This is a genomic window from Gemmobacter sp. 24YEA27, assembly GCF_030052995.1.
GTDB lineage: Bacteria > Pseudomonadota > Alphaproteobacteria > Rhodobacterales > Rhodobacteraceae > Pseudogemmobacter.
The window spans coordinates 2,425,948-2,444,284 of record NZ_JASJPW010000001.1; the positions used below are offsets into that span (position 1 = coordinate 2,425,948).

Here is an 18,337-nt window from a genome sequence, read left to right on the forward strand (position 1 = left end):
GCTCAGCCCTGCAGGGCGCGGGCGGCGGCCAGCACGTCTTCGGCATGGCCCTTGACCGTGACTTTCGGCCAGACCCTGGCGATCCGGCCATCAGCGCCGATCAGAAAGGTCGTGCGGGTGATGCCCATATAGGTCTTGCCGTAATTCTTCTTCTCACCCCAGGTGCCGTAATCCTCGCTGGTCTGACCCTCTGCATCCGAGGCCAGGATGATCCCCAGCCCGTGTTTGCGGCAGAATTTGTCATGCGCGGCGACGCTGTCTTTCGAGATCCCGATCACCGTGGTGCCAGAGGCCGCGAATTCGGCGGCAAGGCGGGTGAAATCCTGCGCTTCAAGCGTGCAGCCGGGCGTGTCATCCTTCGGGTAGAAATAAAGCACCACTTTGCCCGGTGCGAATTGCGACAGCGAAACCGTGGCGCCGCCATCGCGGGGCAGGGTGAAATCCGGGGCCTTGTCGCCTTCAGTCAGGGTCGTGGTCATTTCGGTCCTTTCCGGCATCTGCCCGGCTCTGATGTCAGGCCCGGCGCGCGACCAGCCAATATGACCAGGCAACTCCCCGCGCGGGCGCTGGCCCCTGGACTCACAAGGCTTTGTGTTTCCCCGGGCTTCGCGCCAGGATAGGGCTAAGCGGCTGCCGGTTCCAGAGGGGTAACCAGGCTGCAGGCGGTGAGGTGCCGGGGAAGGCCCGGGCCTCTGGAAGAAGCCGCAGGAATGAAGGGCGAAGAGTCGGTGACCGTGGAAAGCAGGGCGGAGCGGGACAGCACCGGAGAAAGTGCTGCGAACCGGGCATCCCCGGACCAAGTCTCTGAGACTGCTGTGCCGGTCGCTCCCGATGAGACCGGGGAGGAGACCGGGGATGACGCTGGGGCTGGCGCCCTTTCGGCGATTTCTCACACGTCAGAAGCAACTGAGGCCAGCGAGCGACCGGGCGATACGTCGCCCCTTTTGGCTGATCCCGGCGCCTGGCCCCCCGATCCGACACTGTGGGCGGAAGACGGCCAGGCAGTGGTGCCGCCGGCACAGCCGCTGGTTGCGGGGCGGCTTGCCACAGCAATGACTGGCGGGCGGCCAGAGCAAATCTTGCAGCCCGAACCCATGGCCGGGCCTGTGCCTGAAGCCCCAGGCCGAAAGGGCTTTCTGGCCCGCAGAGCTGAGGCAAGGAGGGCACGGGTTGAGAAAAGCCGCGCCAGGATCGGACTGCGCCTTGTCATCGTCCTTCTCGGGCTGGTCGCCTTTGTCGGGCTTGCGGGGTTTGTTCTGCTCGGGCGCAGTCTGACGCTGCCGGTCTGGGCCGTGGCCTCGATCGAACAGCGGCTGAACGAACAACTGGGCCAGAGCCATCTGCCCGAAGGCAGCGCGATCTCGCTGGGAGAGGTTACGGTAATGGTCGCCCGCGACCTGTCGCCAAGCTTTTTCCTGCACGATCTGCGGCTGATCGACAGCAAGGGCGCATCCGTGCTGACGCTGCCGGAACTCAGGATCGAACTGGCACCGGCGCCGCTGCTGACGGGCCAGATCCGGCCCAGCCTTGTGCGGATGACCGGGGCACAGATTGCGGTGGCCCGCGATGCCGATGGCCGGATCGCGCTCAGCTTCGCCGGGCTTTCGGGCAGCCCTGAAATGGGAACGCCCGCCGAGGTGCTGGATGCCCTGGACCGCATGTTCTCGACCGGCACGCTGAGCGATCTGGCGCTGGTCGAGATCGACGGGCTGGCGCTCACGCTGGATGATGCGCGGGCGCGGCGGAAATGGGAACTCGGTGATGGCAGGCTGGTGATTGCCAATAAGGCGGAAAGCCTTTCGGGGGAATTGTCCCTGACGCTTTTGACCGGAACAGATCCCGCGCGGGCGATGCTGACGGTCGAAACCTCGAAAGCTGACAGCTCGGCGCGGTTTTCCGCGACCGTTGACCATGTGGCCGCGCGCGATCTTGCGGTTCAGGCGGCACCGCTTGCGGCTTTTGCGGTGCTGGATGCGCCGATTTCCGGGCGGCTGAGCGGCACGCTGGATTCGCAAGGCAAGCCTGGCGTGCTGGAGGGGCGGCTTGCCCTCGGGCCAGGGGCGCTGGATCCAGGCGTCTTGCGTCCGGCCGGCGCAGAGGGCGCCCGGCCTGCACAGGCGGCGGGAGAAGGCAATGATCAACCGGCACAGGCAGATGGCTCAGAAGGTAATGCTCCGCCGGCGCCGCCGCGCCCGTTTGAATTCGAAAGCGCCGTGGTCGAGCTGCGCTATGATGCCGGACTGCAGCGGGTGTTTCTGGATGAGGTCAATGTCCAGAGCCCCTCGCTGCGGGTCACGGCCAGCGGAACCTCGGATCTGATGGATGATCTGGGCCAGCCGGTTGCGGCGGGGGCCTTGCCGAAAGCGGTGGTGACGCAGCTGCGCATTGGCGAGATGAAGGTCGATCCCGACGGGCTGTTCGAGGCTCCGGCGCGGTTTTCCTCGGGCTCGGCGGTCTGGCGGCTGCGGCTTGACCCCTTTGCGGTCGAGATCGGCGAGGTGGTTTTAAGCGAAGGAGAGGACCGGCTGGTGCTTTCTGGCCATGCCCGCGCCAATACGGATGGCACCTGGGCGGGGGCAGTCGATGTGGCGCTGAACCGGATCTCGACCGAGCGGCTGATCCGGCTCTGGCCACTGATGGCGGTGCCGCGCACGCGGTTCTGGCTTGCCGAGAATGTTGGTCAGGGCGAATTGACCGATGTGGCTGCCGCCTTGCGGTTTCGCAGCGGCGAAGAGCCGCGTTTCGCGCTGGATTACGAATTTTCCGGCGCCGAAGTGCGGGTGGTGAAATCGCTGCCCCCGATCCGGAATGGCAGTGGCCGCGCGGCGATCCAGGACAACAGCTATACTCTGGTGATCGAAGAGGGCGAGATCACCGCGCCCGAGGCCGGCGCCGATGGTGCGCGGATCCATGTCGATGGCTCGATGTTCCGGGTGCCCGATATCCGCAAAAAGCCCGCCGATGCCGAGGTGCGGCTGATTGTCGATGCCGGGCTGACCGCGACGCTCTCGCTTCTGGATCAGGAGCCGTTCCGCTTTATTTCAAAAGCCGGGCGCCAGGTCGATCTGGGCGAGGGCAGGGCGCTTCTGGTGGCCGAGCTTCGCTTTCCGCTGAAGCCAAAGCTGTTGACCGAGGACATTGCCTATGATGTCACCGGACGCATCCTCGATTTCCGTTCTGACCGGCTGGTCGCGGGCAAAGAGATCCGCAGCTCCGATCTGGCGGTAAAGGTCACGGCGGCAGGGATGGCGGTTTCGGGTGAGGGCACTCTTGCGGGTGTCCCGATCGTTGCGCGCTATACGCAGCCGTTTGGCAAGGATGCGGCGGGCAAGGCGAGTGTTTCCGGCACGGCGCGGCTCAGCGATGAAGGGCTGCGGCGGCTGGGGGTGCAGCTTCCGAAAGGCTGGATTTCGGGCGAGACGCGGGCCGCGATTGACCTCGCGCTGCCAAAGGGGGAGCCCGCAAGGCTGGTCCTGAAAAGTGATCTCAAGGGGCTCGGCCTTTCGCTGCCGCCGGTCGGCTGGAGCAAAGCGCGCGACAGCACCGGGCGGCTGCTGGTCGAGGCGGTGCTGGGTCAGGCCCCGGAAGTCACCAGGCTGGAACTGAACGGGCCGGGCCTCAGCGCAAAGGGGCGGCTGACGACAAAGGCGAATGCCGGGCTCGACCGCGCCAGTTTCCAGGAGCTGAAAGTGGGCGGCTGGCTGGATGCTGCGGTCGAGCTTACCGGGCGCGGCAAGGGCGCCGATGTGGCGGTCAAACTGACGGGCGGTACGCTGGATCTGCGCGAATTGCCCAAAAGCAAGCCGGGTTCAGGTGCGGGTGGCGCGGATGCCGGGTCTGGGGCGATAGAAGTCAATCTCGACAGGCTTGTGGTCACGGGCGGAATATCCCTGACCGGGCTCTCGGGCAAGTTTACCATGCGCCAGGGCGGGCTGGATGGCGGGTTCGTGGCTTCGGTCAATGGCAAAAGCCGGATTTCCGGCGCGACCATGCCCTATAAGGGCGGCACGGCGGTGCGGGTCACCTCGGAGGACGCGGGCAGGGTGATGGCGGCGGCCGGGCTTTTCGATATGGGGCGCGGCGGCTCGCTTGATATGACCATCCAGCCAAGGGATACGCCGGGCCAGTATAGCGGCGTGGCAAGCGTCAGCAGCTTTTCGATCCAGAATGCCCCGGTCCTGGCCGAGCTGCTTTCGGCGGCTTCGGTCGTGGGCCTGCTGGAGCAGCTTCAGGGCGGCGGCATCCAGTTTTCCGAAGGCGATGTGTCGTTTCTCATCCTGCCTGAAGGCGTTCAGATCGCCCAGGGCGCGGCGGTTGGCGCTTCGATGGGGATTTCCTTCGCGGGCTTTTACCATTCCGCCAGCAATTCTATCGACATCCAGGGCACGATCTCTCCGATCTATCTGCTGAACGGCATCGGCCAGATCTTCAGCCGCAAAGGCGAAGGGCTGTTCGGCTTCAACTACCGGCTTGCGGGCGCCGCGAAAAATCCGCAGATCAGCGTCAATCCGCTGTCGATTCTGACGCCGGGAATGTTTCGCGACATCTTCCGCCGGCCTGCGCCGGTGCTGAAGGGCGCCGGCTGAGGGGCGAGGCAGATGCAGCTGTCAGATTTCGATTTTCACCTGCCAGAAGAGCTGATTGCGACCCGGCCCGCGCGGCCGCGGTCATCGGCGCGGCTTTTGCTGGCCGAAAGCGGCGGGATCCGTGATCTGCATGTGCGCGACCTGGTCGATATTTTCCGCCCCGGCGACCGGCTGGTTCTGAACAATACCAAAGTCATCCCGGCGCGGCTGACCGGCGCACGCGCGCGTGGTGACGCGGTGGCGAAGATCGAGATCACGCTGATGGAGCCCTCGGCCACCGGAGGCTGGCGCGCGCTTGCCAAACCCCTGCGCAAGGTGAACCCGGGCGAGGTGATCCGCTTTTCCGATGACCTCTCGGCGGTGGTGGCGGAAAAGAGCGAGACCGATCTTCGGCTGGAATTCTCGCTTAGCGGCGCCGATTTCGACACGGCTCTGGCTGCGGCAGGCTCTATGCCACTGCCACCCTATATTGCCGCAAAACGCGCACCAGATGCCGCCGACAATGGCGATTACCAGACCGTCTTTGCCCGCCATGCCGGCGCGGTGGCTGCCCCGACCGCGAGCCTTCATTTCGACGAGGCCCTGCTGGCGGCCCTGCGTGCCAAAGGTGTGACTTTCACCGAAGTGACGCTGCATGTCGGCGCGGGCACCTTCCTGCCGGTCAAGGTCGAAGACGTCAAAACCCATAAGATGCATTCCGAATGGGGCGAGGTCTCACCCGCAGCCGCAGCCGAAATCGCCGCAACAAAGGCCGCAGGCGGCCGGGTGATCCCGGTCGGCACCACGGCGCTCCGGCTGATCGAGAGTGCGGCCCGCGAGAGCGGCGAAATCGCGCCCTGGTCGGGCTGGACGGATATTTTCATTTACCCGGGTTTTACCTTCCGCGTGTCGGATGCGCTGATGACCAATTTCCATTTGCCGAAATCGACGCTTCTGATGCTTGTTTCGGCGCTTATGGGACAGGACAGGATGCGCGAAATCTATGATCATGCCATCGTGAACCAATATCGCTTTTTCTCTTACGGCGACTCGTCGCTGCTGGTTCCATAACACCGCCCGCCAGCCCCTCCGGCCCGACCGGTGGAGCACACGCCAATGCCTGACCGGAGCATGTGATGCTGAGAGTCCTTTACACCACCTGGCCTTTGCTTCTGGGTGTGCTGCTGCTGATGGTGGGGAATGGGGTTCAGGGCTCGCTTCTGGGCATCCGGGGCACGATGGAGGCCTTTACCACCTTCCAGCTGTCTTTCGTGATGTCGGCCTATTTCCTCGGCTTCCTGCTGGGCTCGCGCTATGTGCCGGGAATGTTGCAGCATGTCGGCCATATCCGGGTGTTTGCGGCGCTTGGCTCGCTGATCTCGGCGGTGCTGGTGCTCTATCCGATGGTGATCCACTGGCAGGCCTGGGCGCTGATGCGGGTGATCATCGGCTTTGGCTTTGCCGGCGTCTATATCACGGCGGAAAGCTGGCTGAACGATACCGCAACCAATGAGACGCGCGGCCAGGCGCTGTCGGCCTATATGATTGTGCAGATGGCCGGCATCATCTCGGCACAGGGGCTTTTGGCCTTTGGCGATCCCTTTGGCTATGATCTCTTCCTGATCCCCTCGGTGCTGGTGTCGCTGGCCTTCCTGCCCCTGTTGCTGGCAACCTATCCCAGCCCCAGTTTCGAGACCGGCCAACGCCTTGGGTTTCGCGAGCTGTACCGGATCTCGCCCCTCGGCTGCGTCGGTATTTTCCTGATCGGCGGGGTGTTCTCGGCGATGTTCGGGATGGCTGCGGTCTGGGGTTCGGTGAGCCTGTTGTCGGTGGGGCAGATCGCGCTGTTTACCTCGGCGCTCTATATTGGCGGGCTGATCCTGCAATATCCGATCGGCCGGCTTTCTGACCGGATCGACCGGCGCAAGATCATCGTGTGGCTCTCGGTGGTGGCAACTGTGGTCATGGCGGTGGCGACGATTTTCCCGCTGCCCTTTCCGGTCTATCTGGTGGTCGCCGCGCTTTTGGGCGGCATCACCTATCCGATCTACGGGCTGATCATCGCCTATACCAATGATTATCTCTCGAAAGAGCAGATGGCAGCTGCCTCGGCAGGGCTTTTGTTCATCAACGGCGTTGGTTCGATCTTTGGCCCGCTGATCGTCGGCTGGCTGATGGGGCGCGATGTGATGGGGCCGCGCGGCTTCTTCTTCTTTGTCGGCCTGCTTTATGCCGCACTGGCGGGCTATGCTGCCTGGCGGATGACCAAACGCGCAACCCCGGTGATGACCGGCGCCTATGCCAATATCGCGCCTATGGCTTCCGCAGTCGCCTCGGTCGCGGCGGTTGAGAATGCAATCGAAATCAACCCCTCGCCCGAAAACCCCGAAGCCGCCGCCGAAGCCGCGCAGGCCCTGGTCATCCAGCGCGATCAACCCGTGCCGCCGGCATCGGAGGAGAGCGCGCCGCAGCAGCAGGGCGACCAGGCGGCAGAAGATTGGGAAAATCCCGGCCAGCGCGATGCCTGAGGTTGCACCCTGGCGCCCTCGCTGACACTCTGGCCCGAAGACTGGCCGTCAGCGGAGGTGAAGATGTCCGACCCGATCGAAGTGCTGCAATTCTGGATCGAAGAGATCGGCCACCAGGGCTGGTATGCCGGCGGCGAAGAGATTGACGATGCCTGTGCCAGCCGGTTTGGCGAGTTGTGGCAGGCGCTGCAGGATGGTGGGCTGGAACATTGGGTCGATGGCCCGGCCGGAACCCTGGCCTATCTGGTGATCGCTGATCAGTTTGCCCGCAACATCAACCGGGGCCGGGCAGAGGCTTTCGCAACCGACCCGCAGGCACGCGCCGCCGCCCGCCGCGCGCTGGACGAGGGCTGGGATCTCGATGCCCCCGAACCCGAACGCCAGTTCTTCTATATGCCGTTTGAGCATTCCGAGGATCCGGAGGACCAGGCGCTGGCAGTGCAGCTTTTTACAGAGCGTATGCCCGAAAACCCCGAAAGCCTTCTTCATGCCCGCGCCCATCAGGAAATCATCCGCCGCTTTGGCCGTTTTCCCTTCCGCAATGCGGCCCTCGGGCGCGAGACGACGGCAGCAGAGGCCGAATTCCTCGCAGCCGGGGCCTATCCCGCGCTGGTAGCAGAGATCCGTGGCAGCCATGCATCAGACGCATAGGGCTGCGGCGCCAGCTTTGTTGCTCGGTTAAACGAGATTGTTTAAGGGTGAACCAGTTTTCCCGGGGGCGTTTTCCCAGGGCCAGTTCTTCTGAGGGAGGCGGAAATGGCAGACTCGAATTTCGACGTGGTGGTGATCGGCTCCGGCCCGGCGGCTATGTGGCGGCGATAAGGGCGGCGCAGCTGGGCCAGAAAGTCGCGGTGGTCGAACGCGAAAATCTGGGCGGCATCTGTCTCAACTGGGGCTGTATTCCGACGAAAGCGCTGCTGCGCTCGTCCGAGGTCTTCCACCTGATGCATCGCGCGAAGGAGTTCGGGCTTAAGGCCGAGGGGATTTCCTATGACCTGCCGGCGGTGGTCGCCCGCTCGCGCGGCGTGGCGAAGCAGCTTGCCGGAGGCGTCGGCCATCTGCTGAAGAAAAACAAGGTCACCGTGATCATGGGCACCGCGAAGCTTGCCGGCGGCGGCAAGGTGGTGGTCACCACCGATAAGGGCAGCGAAACGCTGGTCGCGAAAAACATCATCCTGGCCACCGGCGCACGCGCACGCGAGCTGCCGGGGCTGGAGGCTGACGGAGATCTGGTCTGGTCCTATCGCCACGCGCTGGTGGCCAAACGGATGCCGAAAAAGCTGCTCGTCATCGGCTCCGGCGCCATCGGCATCGAATTCGCGAGCTTCTTCAACACGCTCGGCGCAGAGACCACCGTGGTCGAGGTGATGGATCGCATTCTGCCGGTCGAAGACGCCGAGATTGCCGCCTTCGCGAAGAAGCAATTCGTCAAACAAGGCATGAAGATCCTGGAAAAAGCGGCAGTGAAAAAGCTCGACCGCCATCCGGGCAAGGGCGTCACCGCCCATATCGAGATCGCCGGTAAGGTGGAAACCCAGGACTTCGATACGGTGATCTCGGCTGTGGGGATCGTCGGTAATGTCGAAAATCTGGGCCTGGAAGAGCTGGGAGTGAAGGTCGACCGCACACATGTCGTGACCGATGAATATTGCCGCACCGGTGTGCCGGGCCTTTATGCGATCGGCGATATCGCCGGCGCGCCCTGGCTGGCGCATAAAGCGAGCCATGAGGGCGTCATGGTGGCCGAACTGATCGCGGGCCAGCATCCTCATCCGATCAAACCGGGTTCGATTGCCGGCTGCACCTATTGCCATCCGCAGGTGGCCTCTGTCGGCCTGACCGAAGCGCGTGCGAAAGAGCAGGGCTATGAGATCCGCGTCGGCCGCTTCCCCTTTATCGGCAATGGCAAAGCGATTGCTCTGGGTGAGCCCGAGGGCTTCGTGAAAACCGTGTTCGATGCGAAAACCGGTGAGCTGCTGGGCGCGCATATGGTCGGCGCCGAAGTGACCGAGCTGATCCAGGGCTATGTGATCGGCCGCACTCTTGAGACGACCGAGGCAGAGCTGATGGAAACGGTCTTCCCGCATCCGACGCTTTCAGAGATGATGCATGAATCGGTGCTGGATGCCTATGGGCGCGCCATTCATTTCTGAGAGTGAGGAGCCACGAATGCTTCGCCGAACCGGATCACAATGCAGGGATCATCCTGCAATGGCTGAAAGATCTGGAACCTGCGAAATCTGACGCGGCAGAAATAATCGGAAACCGGGGCGAGCGCCCTGGTTTCCGCAACTGACCCGCTGGCACTGCACCGACCGCACCGTGCAGACCCGCAGGCCGGGACTCCGCTGCCTGACCTGCGCCACTGGCGGGCATATCCGGATGGGGACGAACTCCGGTCTTCCTCTTGACTGAAACACCCCGTGCGGCGCGATCCGCGGTAAATTTCGGGGGCAGCTCTTGCGCATTTCTGAACGTGCAGCTATACGCGCGGCACTTCACAGGCGGAGGCGGGCCTATGCGGGGAGAAATCCTGCAAAGGTCCACCGGTTGGGGCATCTGCTCTGAAATCCTCCGCTCAGGCGCAAACCGGAAAGGTATTTGGACATGGCGCTCCCCGATTTCTCCATGCGTCAGCTCTTGGAAGCTGGCGTTCACTACGGTCACCAGACGCAGCGCTGGAACCCGCGTATGGCCGAGTATATCTACGGCGATCGCAACGGCATCCATATCGTTGACCTGACCCAGACCGTCCCGCTGCTGGACCAGGCTCTGAAAGTCGTGCGCGACACCGTCGCCAAAGGCGGCCGTATCCTCTTTGTCGGCACCAAGCGTCAGGCTCAGAAGCCGATCGCTGAAGCCGCTGAGAAATGCGCTCAGTATTACATGAACCACCGCTGGCTCGGTGGCACGCTGACCAACTGGAAGACCATTTCCCAGTCGATCCAGCGTCTGAAGCAAATCGACGAGACCCTTGCGGCAGGCGCAGAAGGCCTGACCAAGAAAGAGCGTCTGAACATGGAACGCGACCAATCGAAGCTGCAGGCTTCGCTTGGCGGGATCCGTGAAATGGGCGGCGTGCCGGATCTGCTGTTCATCATCGATGTTGGCAAAGAAGATCTCGCCATCCTCGAAGCACAGAAACTGGGCATCCCGGTTGTCGGCATCGTCGACACCAACAACTCGCCCAAAGGCGTGAACTATGTGATCCCGGGCAATGATGACGCGGCCCGCGCGATTGCGCTCTATTGCGACCTGATTGCCCGCGCTGCTCTGGACGGGATGTCGGCTCAGCTCGGCGCTGCCGGTGTTGACCTCGGCGCTCTGGAAGCGGCGCCGGAAGAAGAAGCCACCGCCGAAGAGGCCTGATCGGGCGTGGGGGCGCTTTCTGTGCCCCGACCGTCACCGGGTTGTTGCACGGCGGGGATAGCCCCGCCGTGATCCGTTTCTACCTTTCCGAAGGAGCTGAGCTATGAGCATCACCGCAGCAATGGTGAAAGAACTGCGCGAATCGACCGGCGCAGGCATGATGGACGCCAAGAAGGCGCTGACCGAAGTAAATGGCGACATGGAAGCCGCCGTTGACTGGCTGCGCACCAAAGGCCTTGCAAAAGCGGCCAAGAAGGCTGACCGCGTTGCCGCAGAGGGTCTGATCGGCGTGACAGTGGCCACCGGCAAGGGCGTCGCCATCGAGATCAACTCGGAAACCGACTTCGTGGCGAAAAACGCTGACTTCCAGAAGCTCGTGCGCGAGATCACCGAAGTTGCGCTGACCACTGCGAATGATGTCGAAGTTCTGAAAGCCACCCATCTGAACGGCAAGCCCGTCTCGGAAGTGCTGACGGATGCCATCGCCCGTATCGGCGAGAACATGACGCTGCGCCGGATGCATGTGCTGGAAGGCGATACTGTCGTTTCCTATGTGCACAATGCGGCCACTGACGGCATGGGTCGGATCGGCGTGCTGGTTGCGCTGAAAGGCGATGCCGCCAAAGCGCAAGAGATCGGCAAGCAGTTCGCGATGCATATCGCGGCTACGAACCCGCTCTCGCTGTCGGAAGCGACCCTCGACCCGGTTATCGTCGAGCGCGAGCTGCAGGTGCAGACCGCCAAGGCGCTGGAAGAGAACTCGACCTCGGACAAGCCGAAGCCCGAGCAGGTCATTCATAACAACATCATCCCGGGCCGGATGAAGAAATTCCTCGCCGAGAACACGCTTCTTGGTCAGGCATTCGTCATCAATCCCGACCTGACCGTCGAAGCGGCGGCCAAAGAAGCCGGCGTCGAGATCACCGGCTATGCCCGTGTGGCGGTTGGCGAAGGCATCGAGAAAAAAGAAGAAGATTTCGCCGCTGAAGTCGCCAAGACTCTGGCTGGCAGCTGATCTTCCGGATCCTTTCCGGGATCCAGTTCATCCGGGGCCGTACCGCAAGGTGCGGCCCTTTTTGCGTTCAATAGCTCTGAAATGCTGGCAAGTCCGGCTGGCATCCCATTGCTTTACTGATTAATCCGGTGGTTGTCCGGGAAACTGGCAGGAACCGGGGGTCAGCTGGCGGCCTGGGCCAGCGGCTCGGGGAACTGCTGAAAGATCATGTTCAGGAGCGCGCCTTTGGCCACCGCCTGAGCCGTGGTCTCAACCGCCAGCGCATCACGTGCGAGGCGAAGGTGTTTTTCCACCATCGCCGGCGAAACGCCCATCAGCAGTGCCACATCCTGGGTGGTCTTACCATCCGCCACCCATTCCAGCGCTTCACGCTGGCGTGGGCTGAGCGTGCGGGCCTTTGAAAGCTGCGGCAGCTGGACGATCCGCAGATGCATCATATGGGCGATGGCAGTGATCTCATCGCAGCGCTCGGTGAAGATGCGCTCGACATCGGCGTGGTCAAGATTGGTATCCGCGATCAGCCCAAGCGCGCCCTTCGCCCGGGTCGAGGCTTCGGGAAAACTTACGGTAATGCCAGCTTTGATGCCCAGAGCATTGTTCTGACGTACGATTTCCGCTTCTTCCGGCGGGAGCTTGCCAGCGGCAAAAGCATCATGCACCCATTTCCAGGTGCGGATTCCGGAATTGCGCTCGGCCCAGCGGAAAACGGGGCTGCGGCTGAAAAGACCGCTTTCAAAGTAGCGGCGGGCATATTCCTGGTTCATCGTGCTGAGAAACAGCGCATCATCCGGGTCGCCGATCGTCTTGAGGTGACGAAAGCGGGTAAAGCCGTAATTCGCCCGGGCAAAGCCCATAGAGGCGAAATGCCGGCACGCGACTTGCCAGGTCTCATCAATGCTGGCCGATTGCGCGATATCGCCAAGTAGTTCGAGAACTGAACTGCGGGTCATTTGGGCCTCCTTTGACGTAGCGGTATGAGAGCCGCCAGGCCAGTTGCTACTGGTAACTTGCTTCTAACTATGCAGACGCCCGCAACCTGTCGAGCCTTGGTGAGTGTTGCAGAAAAATGTGACGGAAGATGTCATATTTCTCGGCGTGTCGTTGATGTCCGAAGCGTGAGCTGCCTGGTGATTGAGATATATGTAAATAAAGTCAATTCATTATGGGCGAAATTTGACGAAAAACATTTCATCCTGAGACGCTGCGCAATTCCTGCAGGATAAACGAATTTACGTTCGTTGCCTGATTGCCCCGGGCCATGCAGCGTAACAGCAGGAACCATTGCCAGGATCAAAAAGGAGGGCCTGTCCTTTGAGGTTCTGGCCTCGGGCGGTCAGATCCTGACGCCGCGCGGCGTCCTCCTGCAGGCCTTGACCGCTGGCCTTTTTCCGGCAGGTCGAGCCCTGGAATATGCCTGCCTCAGGCAATACTGATGCTTCGGTCACCCGGATGGAGGCGCGTGTCAGCGGCCAGGGGATCTACCTCGGCAGCAGGACGTATCAGGGAGCAGCACTCCCCGCCGGAAACAAATTCATCAACGGTTATTTCCGTCGATAGCCTGACCCGCTCAACTCTGGTGCTGGGTGAGTTGGATGGGATAATATCCCGTGGTCGGAGCTTGGCGAAAAGGGCGAGCTGCTGGAGTTCAGTGACGACAATCTGTTGGCATTCCTTGAGCTTTACCGCCCAGCCTTCGATCAGGTGAATGAGTTCATCGGGCAGCGCGCCAATTTTTTGCCGAAAGGCTGACTCTTCTCAGGCTCTGGGCTCGGCAGCAGGCGTGGCTGTCGACGCCCGAGACAAAGAAGGGGCGCGCGCGCGGCATCCTGATCGCGGAGGATGGGCGCGAGATCCAGCTTCCCGCGCTCGATGAGCTTGAGGACGCGCCGCTGCTCGCCGAAGCACTGGCATCGGTCGGCATGTGTGAGGCGAGCGAGGTTGGCCCGGTTTCGCTGTCGTGGCAGACGATCAGCGCTTGGGCCGACCTGGCCGGATATCAGCTCTCTCCGGGCGATCTGGAGGATCTGCGGGCAATGTCTGCCGAGTTCGCCGCCGGGGTCACGGATTACCGCGAGGTGGTCGTGCCGCCCCCGTATGGCGAGAGGCGGCAGAGCCAGGATCAGATGGTCGCGCTGATCGGTCTCGGCATCGGCGCCCTGACAGAAGGCGTCTATGCGCTGGCCGTGAGGTTCGGATGGGCGCGCTGATACTCCGCTGGCTCTGGAAGCCCGTCGCCGTGCTGCTGGCCCTGCTGGCGGTCTGGCTGCGGGGCAGGGCGAGCGCAAAGCAACAGACCGCGCTGGAAGCCGCAGAGGCCTATGTGCGCGGGCGGAAAGGAATGGACAAAGCAGATGCTGAGATTTCCGATGATCCTCATGTGCTGCGGTCTGCTCTCAGCGTGCGTCCGCCCGACACCAAATGACAGCGCCATCTGCGATGGATCGCGGGCGGCGCGGGCCGATCATGCGGCGGCACTGGCGAATTCGCCGGACGACCGGTCGGTGGTGAGCGGGGCCCGGCTGATCGCGCTGATCGATGCGGGGTGTCAGGCCTGATCCCGCTTTCCTGCAGGCAGATCATATACAATCTGGCAGCGGTCGCTCCATTCCCATTCGTGCTGTCTGAGCGCGACCTCGCACCCGGCGGCCCGGGCAAACTCCAGCAGCGCAGACGGCGCGTCCTCGGTGCCGGCCAGCTCGACATATCGCGCGCGGCTGTATCGGCCTGATCGGCCGCACCGGTCACAGGTCAGATGGATGGTTTCGGGCAGGGGAGTGACGGCGCGGAACATGAGCGACTCGGGGGGATGGGATTGCCAGTGCTCGCTATGCGTTCTCATGATGCAATACCTGCGCGCACTGTCTGTCCCGGCTCTGAGCGGGTTGATCACCGCAGGTATCCGTATTGCGGCCCATCGGGAGGCCGGGGGCTTTTGCTTTGGCGGATCGAATCGGGAACAAAGTCTGGGGATTGGTCTGGGACTCTCTGGGAATCCAATGCCTTTTATTGCGGTTTTGTTCCCATTGAGGCCCGAGAGAATGAGCTGGAAATCACATACCTATAGCCCTTCACGACCTTGATATTAAAGGTAAAAGACTGTGAGGAGTGCTGGAGCGGGTGAAGGGAATCGAACCCTCGTATTCAGCTTGGGAAGCCAAGACCGCATCATTGATTTCAATCGGTTGTGCGGCGCTTCGGGGATTTCTTCGGGACTCGCCCCGTGACGGCGTAATCATCGAGCGCCGTCCTCAGGTCATCGTCCAGAACGTGCGCATAGCGCATCGTCGTGTCAATCTGCTTGTGGCCAAGCAGGCGACTGACCAGTTTCAGGTTGCCGGTCTGGCGCAGCATCCTTGTCGCGAATGTGTGCCGAAGATCGTGGAAGCGGAAATTCTCGATCCCGGCGGCGACAAGCGCCTCTTTCCACTTCTCCATGATCCCACCGGTCGGTGTGATCCTGTGGCGCGGATGGCCCTTCGCCTTGTGGTTGACGTATGTCAGCACATAACGGCTGTGCGGCAGATCTTCTGCCTTGGGCAGGCTTGAAAGAAACGCCCGCACCTCATTGTTTATGGGGAATTTTCGGGTGACTTGCCCCTTTTCCCGCATAGTGATGATGCGCGCCTCAAGGTCTACGTCAGACCATTTCAGCCCGGTCAGTGCAGTAACCCGCGCGCCGGTCATCATCGCCAGCAAAACAAGCGGGTGAAGATCTTCGCGCAGGTGCTTGAAAAGTCTTGTTTGTTCGTCTCGGGTTAGTTCCCTGACTCTTTCCTCGGCCTCTTTGACCTCGACAGATTTGAGGTCCAGATCCGCGATGGTGGCGGCGTGGATTTTCTGCATGTGTCGCAGCGCGCGCCCGAGCATCTGCAGCTCGCGGTTAACGGTGCCATTTGCAACCTCTGAGCGCCGACTGGACACGTGGCGCTGGATCATCGCCATTGTAATTTCGTGCAACTTTGTTTCTGGATTTATTCCAGATACCAATGCCTTGCCTTGTGATATTGTGGTGCGAGCTGAACTCTGGTGTTGCGCAACTTCGGCATAGTAGGTGCCCAAGGCTTCGCCCAGGGTGAAAATGCCCTTGGGGCTGGCTGTGGCCTGGGACTTTGCCTCGACCCTTTTCTCAGCCTCTACGGCTTTGGCCTCCTCGAAGTCCTCGGTCCCACAAGAGCCATGAAATCTACGACCCCGGATTTGGAAGTCGTAGTGCCAGTAGCGCGTGCCTTGGGGGCGGAATGGCATTGTTGAGATTGCCTGTCGATAAATGTTGCGAGGTCGTCCTGACGATAGCGGATCGTGCCACTGGTGAGCATCACAAATGGCAAGCCCCGATCCCGGAGACGCCGCAGGGTTTTGGTAGACACCCGCAGTACAGCCGCAGCTTCGTCAGGGGTGAGAAGCGGCATTGCCCCCATCATCCATCCCTCACATCGTCAAGTTTGCGATGCAGCAAGGCAATATCGTTGGTCAGGCGGGCGCGCTCTTTGCGCCTCGCTTCCGGCACGCGCAGGGCGAGATCATCCAGGATCCGCTCTGCATCGGTGAGCGTGATGGTGCCCCATTTGCGTTCCCACGGGTTCCATAGGTCGATTGTGGTCTCCCCCATCATCCGCCCCCTTTCTCTTGCGCGGCGGCGCGGGTGAACAGGTCACCGGCCGCCTTCCTGCTGCGCCTCGTTGCTGCCGAATTCGCCGCGTGGTGCTTTGCGTCATAGCGAAGATGGCACCGCTGGCACCATGCTCGGAGGTTTTCCCGGGCGCAGTTTTCAGGCTGGTGATCGAGGTGCGCGACGGTGAGAATGATCCTGACCAGACCGCGCGTCGGATATTCTGACCCTCGCGCCATGCCCTTGTAGTCGCCGGTCTCGGCGCAATGAACCTGGCCGTGCATCAGCATATAGGTTCCCTCTGCGAACCCGGTCCCGCGCGAGATATATTCGCCGTTCGGCGCGCCGCACTTCTCGCACTTGTTGCCGGCAGCCTCACGCACCTCACGGCTGATCCGCTTCCAGTCTGCCGGATAGCGCGCTTTCTCGCTCGCCCTTATCGGCATCACTCCCCTCCTATCCTCGCCAGAGCGGCGGCTGCGATTGCCTTGGCCTCGATGAGGCGGGCCTGCGCGCCGAAAGCGTCGTGGTCCATGGCCGCGATCCGGCGCAGATCGGCCTCAATGGGATCGCGGCGGACGTATGGAATGCAGTATTCCACGCTTGGCGTGGCAAAGCTGACCACGATCTCGCTGCCGCTGCTTTTGCTGCCCCATATGAGATCTGGCATATCCCCCTCCACCGCCTCGATCAGCGCTTTAACGTCATTGGTCATGGGGTGGCTCCGATCTGGTCGATGTTTTGCCGTTGGACGGTGAAGGTGTAAGCCGCCACCCATGGGTTGAGATCCCAAGCGCCGGGTCCGTTGATCTGGTCCCAAAGTTCGGAATAGCCGCAGACGGGATCGCGATCATCGACCCCCTCGGCCAAGGCATCCGCCTCACTACAATCCTGCAGGCGCTCTACCCGGACCTCTGTCACCAGCAGCGTGATCCGGCTCGCCCAGCGTGGCATGTGGATGCCGGGGCGCCACTTTGGCTGGCCACTCCGGTCAAAGCCTTCGCGGAAAACAGCAGCGGAATAGTCGTCAGTGGGGTGTTCTCGCTGATCAATCGTCCCGGTGCCAATGCTCATGCGATACGCTGTTCGCGGCAGGATAGCATGAGCCTCTCGGACATAGAGCCGGTCGCCGACCGCATAGCGAACGGGTATCTTTTGCCATGAATTGAAGGTGGCCAGACGGACCTGCCAGCCAGCGGTTTCATGCAACCTTGTGGCGCCGGTCCACGGCCCCCGTGCAATCTCATCGGCAGACATAGCAACCCGCCGCGTCTGCGTCTTGCGCCCTTCCAGCAGCGCGCGGACCATCGGCCCGGAAAAGAGGACCGGTTTATCAGCCATGTCACGCGCCCTCCTTGGACAGGGAAACGTGCGAGCCATTCGGATGGCACATGGCAATTTCGAAGGCGAGCAGTGCTTTCGCAGGGGTGTCGCCGAAACCAGCCACTCCTTCTTGCAGGTTCTCGCCGTGCAGCGCGCACCACGCATTTCCGTCCTTGAACAGCCTAGGCTTGAGAACCGAGAACCACGTTGCATGGTATCCGGAGATTTGCTGCGCCAAGACCTCGGCGCTATGCCCCACCTGCCATGCGGCGTTTGCAATGTTTGCGTCAGTCATTGAGAGCCTCCAAAGCTATGTCTTTCATGGCGCAAACAGCGTTCACGGCGTTGTCGTATCCGTGGACTGACCACGCATTCTTGATGCAGGTTAGGGCCTCCTTGAGCTTTTCCTGTTCGTTCTCCAGCCCCGCCACCCGCTCACGCAGGGATGCGGACTCGGCCTCAAGCGCGGCGATCCGGGCGGCTGATGTTTCTGCGTCCCGGTCCATTGCTTCGGAAAGGTCAATCACCTTGCGGCCGAGCATCGGCGCCATGGCGATCAAGCGGGCGTTGGCAATGTCTCGCCCGTCATTCAAACCGCTACTGTGCGCCATGAAGCAAAGCCGGGTTTCACTGTCTGTCCAGATAATCTGGTTCCAGACCGGACCATCCGCAGACCACTCCCCCGGCGTCGCCTCACCCAGCAGCTTGCGCAGATCCTCGGTCATTGGCTGGCCTCGCGGGCGGCGATAAAGGTATCGGCTGCGATGAATGCCGCCTTGGAAAAGCGCAGCGCGGTCTCGCCAATTACCGCGGCCTCGTCCTGTGCGTCAGGTTTATGGCCAATCACTGAGGTGCGGGCTTTGAGCCGGGATTGCAGGTCGTCGCGGATCTGCTGGTCGGATACGGGCATGTCAGCCTCCCCACCCGA

Annotated in this window: 19 protein-coding genes and 1 pseudogene; 9 read left to right on the top strand and 11 right to left on the bottom strand. The window is 62.1% G+C overall.

Going from position 1 to position 18,337, the window contains the following annotated elements; all coding sequences use genetic code 11:
- Positions 1-2 precede the first annotated feature (2 nt).
- Complete coding sequence (bcp, locus tag QNO18_RS12090) at positions 3-479, bottom strand: thioredoxin-dependent thiol peroxidase (protein WP_283177854.1); 477 nt, start codon at positions 477-479, stop codon at positions 3-5.
- Between the two features lie 336 nt (positions 480-815).
- Between bcp and QNO18_RS12095 the strand changes: the two genes are divergently transcribed.
- From QNO18_RS12095 to tsf, 7 genes and pseudogenes are all read left to right on the top strand, one after another.
- Positions 816-4,586 carry a hypothetical protein gene (locus QNO18_RS12095; protein ID WP_283177855.1) on the top strand — a complete coding sequence of 1,257 codons (3,771 nt, stop codon included), beginning with the start codon at positions 816-818 and terminating at the stop codon, positions 4,584-4,586.
- A gap of 12 nt (positions 4,587-4,598) precedes the next feature.
- Complete coding sequence (queA, locus tag QNO18_RS12100) at positions 4,599-5,636, top strand: tRNA preQ1(34) S-adenosylmethionine ribosyltransferase-isomerase QueA (RefSeq protein ID WP_283177856.1); 1,038 nt, start codon at positions 4,599-4,601, stop codon at positions 5,634-5,636.
- A 65-nt stretch (positions 5,637-5,701) separates the two neighbouring features.
- The gene (locus QNO18_RS12105) at positions 5,702-7,093 is read left to right on the top strand and encodes an MFS transporter (RefSeq protein WP_283177857.1); all 1,392 of its coding nucleotides are present in this window, start codon (positions 5,702-5,704) and stop codon (positions 7,091-7,093) included.
- Between the two features lie 63 nt (positions 7,094-7,156).
- A complete protein-coding gene (locus tag QNO18_RS12110; RefSeq protein WP_283177858.1) occupies positions 7,157-7,744 on the top strand; it encodes a DUF924 family protein in 588 nt (195 codons plus the stop codon).
- Positions 7,745-7,849: 105 nt separating this feature from the next.
- Positions 7,850-9,246 (top strand): annotated as a pseudogene (lpdA, locus tag QNO18_RS12115) (dihydrolipoyl dehydrogenase).
- 454 nt (positions 9,247-9,700) lie between these two features.
- Positions 9,701-10,462, top strand: a complete 762-nt coding sequence (rpsB, locus tag QNO18_RS12120; RefSeq protein ID WP_198836858.1) for a 30S ribosomal protein S2 — start codon at positions 9,701-9,703, stop codon at positions 10,460-10,462.
- A gap of 103 nt (positions 10,463-10,565) precedes the next feature.
- Positions 10,566-11,477 carry a translation elongation factor Ts gene (gene tsf, locus QNO18_RS12125; protein WP_283177859.1) on the top strand — a complete coding sequence of 304 codons (912 nt, stop codon included), beginning with the start codon at positions 10,566-10,568 and terminating at the stop codon, positions 11,475-11,477.
- Between the two features lie 161 nt (positions 11,478-11,638).
- On the opposite strand, the gene QNO18_RS12130 is transcribed toward tsf, so the two are convergent.
- Positions 11,639-12,427, bottom strand: a complete 789-nt coding sequence (locus QNO18_RS12130) for a LuxR family transcriptional regulator (protein ID WP_283177860.1) — start codon at positions 12,425-12,427, stop codon at positions 11,639-11,641.
- Between the two features lie 969 nt (positions 12,428-13,396).
- Between QNO18_RS12130 and QNO18_RS12135 the strand changes: the two genes are divergently transcribed.
- Together QNO18_RS12135 and QNO18_RS12140 are read left to right on the top strand one after the other, a co-directional pair.
- Positions 13,397-13,684: a hypothetical protein gene (locus QNO18_RS12135; protein ID WP_283177861.1), complete on the top strand. Its 288-nt coding sequence runs from the start codon at positions 13,397-13,399 to the stop codon at positions 13,682-13,684.
- A complete protein-coding gene (locus tag QNO18_RS12140) occupies positions 13,672-13,899 on the top strand; it encodes a hypothetical protein (RefSeq protein WP_283177862.1) in 228 nt (75 codons plus the stop codon). Before QNO18_RS12135 ends, QNO18_RS12140 begins: the two co-directional genes overlap by 13 nt.
- A gap of 123 nt (positions 13,900-14,022) precedes the next feature.
- Here the strand turns inward: QNO18_RS12140 and QNO18_RS12145 are convergent, their stop codons facing one another.
- The 9 genes from QNO18_RS12145 to QNO18_RS12185 all read right to left on the bottom strand — a co-directional run bounded on the left by QNO18_RS12145 (position 14,023) and on the right by QNO18_RS12185 (position 18,319).
- Positions 14,023-14,367 (bottom strand): hypothetical protein, encoded by a 345-nt coding sequence (locus QNO18_RS12145; RefSeq protein WP_283177863.1) that lies wholly within the window; start codon positions 14,365-14,367, stop codon positions 14,023-14,025.
- A gap of 284 nt (positions 14,368-14,651) precedes the next feature.
- On the bottom strand, positions 14,652-15,722 hold the full coding sequence (locus tag QNO18_RS12150; protein WP_283177864.1) for a site-specific integrase: 1,071 nt from the start codon (positions 15,720-15,722) through the stop codon (positions 14,652-14,654).
- Positions 15,723-15,894: 172 nt separating this feature from the next.
- Complete coding sequence (locus QNO18_RS12155; RefSeq protein WP_283177865.1) at positions 15,895-16,086, bottom strand: hypothetical protein; 192 nt, start codon at positions 16,084-16,086, stop codon at positions 15,895-15,897.
- A complete protein-coding gene (locus QNO18_RS12160) occupies positions 16,086-16,469 on the bottom strand; it encodes a hypothetical protein (RefSeq protein ID WP_283177866.1) in 384 nt (127 codons plus the stop codon). The genes QNO18_RS12155 and QNO18_RS12160 overlap by 1 nt, the downstream gene beginning before the upstream one ends.
- 62 nt (positions 16,470-16,531) lie before the next feature.
- The gene (locus QNO18_RS12165; RefSeq protein ID WP_283177867.1) at positions 16,532-16,801 is read right to left on the bottom strand and encodes a hypothetical protein; all 270 of its coding nucleotides are present in this window, start codon (positions 16,799-16,801) and stop codon (positions 16,532-16,534) included.
- Positions 16,798-17,427 (bottom strand): hypothetical protein, encoded by a 630-nt coding sequence (locus QNO18_RS12170; protein ID WP_283177868.1) that lies wholly within the window; start codon positions 17,425-17,427, stop codon positions 16,798-16,800. Before QNO18_RS12170 ends, QNO18_RS12165 begins: the two co-directional genes overlap by 4 nt.
- 1 nt (position 17,428) lies before the next feature.
- Positions 17,429-17,704: a hypothetical protein gene (locus tag QNO18_RS12175; protein ID WP_283177869.1), complete on the bottom strand. Its 276-nt coding sequence runs from the start codon at positions 17,702-17,704 to the stop codon at positions 17,429-17,431.
- Positions 17,697-18,134 carry a hypothetical protein gene (locus QNO18_RS12180; RefSeq protein ID WP_283177870.1) on the bottom strand — a complete coding sequence of 146 codons (438 nt, stop codon included), beginning with the start codon at positions 18,132-18,134 and terminating at the stop codon, positions 17,697-17,699. Before QNO18_RS12180 ends, QNO18_RS12175 begins: the two co-directional genes overlap by 8 nt.
- Positions 18,131-18,319, bottom strand: coding sequence for a hypothetical protein (locus QNO18_RS12185; RefSeq protein ID WP_283177871.1), 189 nt, complete (start codon positions 18,317-18,319; stop codon positions 18,131-18,133). Before QNO18_RS12185 ends, QNO18_RS12180 begins: the two co-directional genes overlap by 4 nt.
- Between the last annotated feature and the right edge of the window lie 18 nt (positions 18,320-18,337).

Excerpts from the sequence above, each read along its gene's own strand:
- QNO18_RS12180 (WP_283177870.1), bottom strand. The coding sequence starts at position 18,134 with ATGACCGAGGATCTGCGCAAGCTGCTGGGTGAGGCGACGCCGGGGGAG.
- rpsB (WP_198836858.1), top strand. The coding sequence starts at position 9,701 with ATGGCGCTCCCCGATTTCTCCATGCGTCAGCTCTTGGAAGCTGGCGTT.
- QNO18_RS12140 (WP_283177862.1), top strand. The coding sequence starts at position 13,672 with ATGGGCGCGCTGATACTCCGCTGGCTCTGGAAGCCCGTCGCCGTGCTG.
- QNO18_RS12170 (WP_283177868.1), bottom strand. The coding sequence starts at position 17,427 with ATGGCTGATAAACCGGTCCTCTTTTCCGGGCCGATGGTCCGCGCGCTG.
- bcp (WP_283177854.1), bottom strand. The coding sequence starts at position 479 with ATGACCACGACCCTGACTGAAGGCGACAAGGCCCCGGATTTCACCCTG.
- QNO18_RS12135 (WP_283177861.1), top strand. The coding sequence starts at position 13,397 with ATGTGTGAGGCGAGCGAGGTTGGCCCGGTTTCGCTGTCGTGGCAGACG.
- QNO18_RS12185 (WP_283177871.1), bottom strand. The coding sequence starts at position 18,319 with ATGCCCGTATCCGACCAGCAGATCCGCGACGACCTGCAATCCCGGCTC.
- QNO18_RS12105 (WP_283177857.1), top strand. The coding sequence starts at position 5,702 with ATGCTGAGAGTCCTTTACACCACCTGGCCTTTGCTTCTGGGTGTGCTG.
- QNO18_RS12175 (WP_283177869.1), bottom strand. The coding sequence starts at position 17,704 with ATGACTGACGCAAACATTGCAAACGCCGCATGGCAGGTGGGGCATAGC.
- QNO18_RS12110 (WP_283177858.1), top strand. The coding sequence starts at position 7,157 with ATGTCCGACCCGATCGAAGTGCTGCAATTCTGGATCGAAGAGATCGGC.
- queA (WP_283177856.1), top strand. The coding sequence starts at position 4,599 with ATGCAGCTGTCAGATTTCGATTTTCACCTGCCAGAAGAGCTGATTGCG.
- tsf (WP_283177859.1), top strand. The coding sequence starts at position 10,566 with ATGAGCATCACCGCAGCAATGGTGAAAGAACTGCGCGAATCGACCGGC.
- QNO18_RS12165 (WP_283177867.1), bottom strand. The coding sequence starts at position 16,801 with ATGACCAATGACGTTAAAGCGCTGATCGAGGCGGTGGAGGGGGATATG.
- QNO18_RS12130 (WP_283177860.1), bottom strand. The coding sequence starts at position 12,427 with ATGACCCGCAGTTCAGTTCTCGAACTACTTGGCGATATCGCGCAATCG.
- QNO18_RS12150 (WP_283177864.1), bottom strand. The coding sequence starts at position 15,722 with ATGCCATTCCGCCCCCAAGGCACGCGCTACTGGCACTACGACTTCCAA.
- QNO18_RS12155 (WP_283177865.1), bottom strand. The coding sequence starts at position 16,086 with ATGGGGGAGACCACAATCGACCTATGGAACCCGTGGGAACGCAAATGG.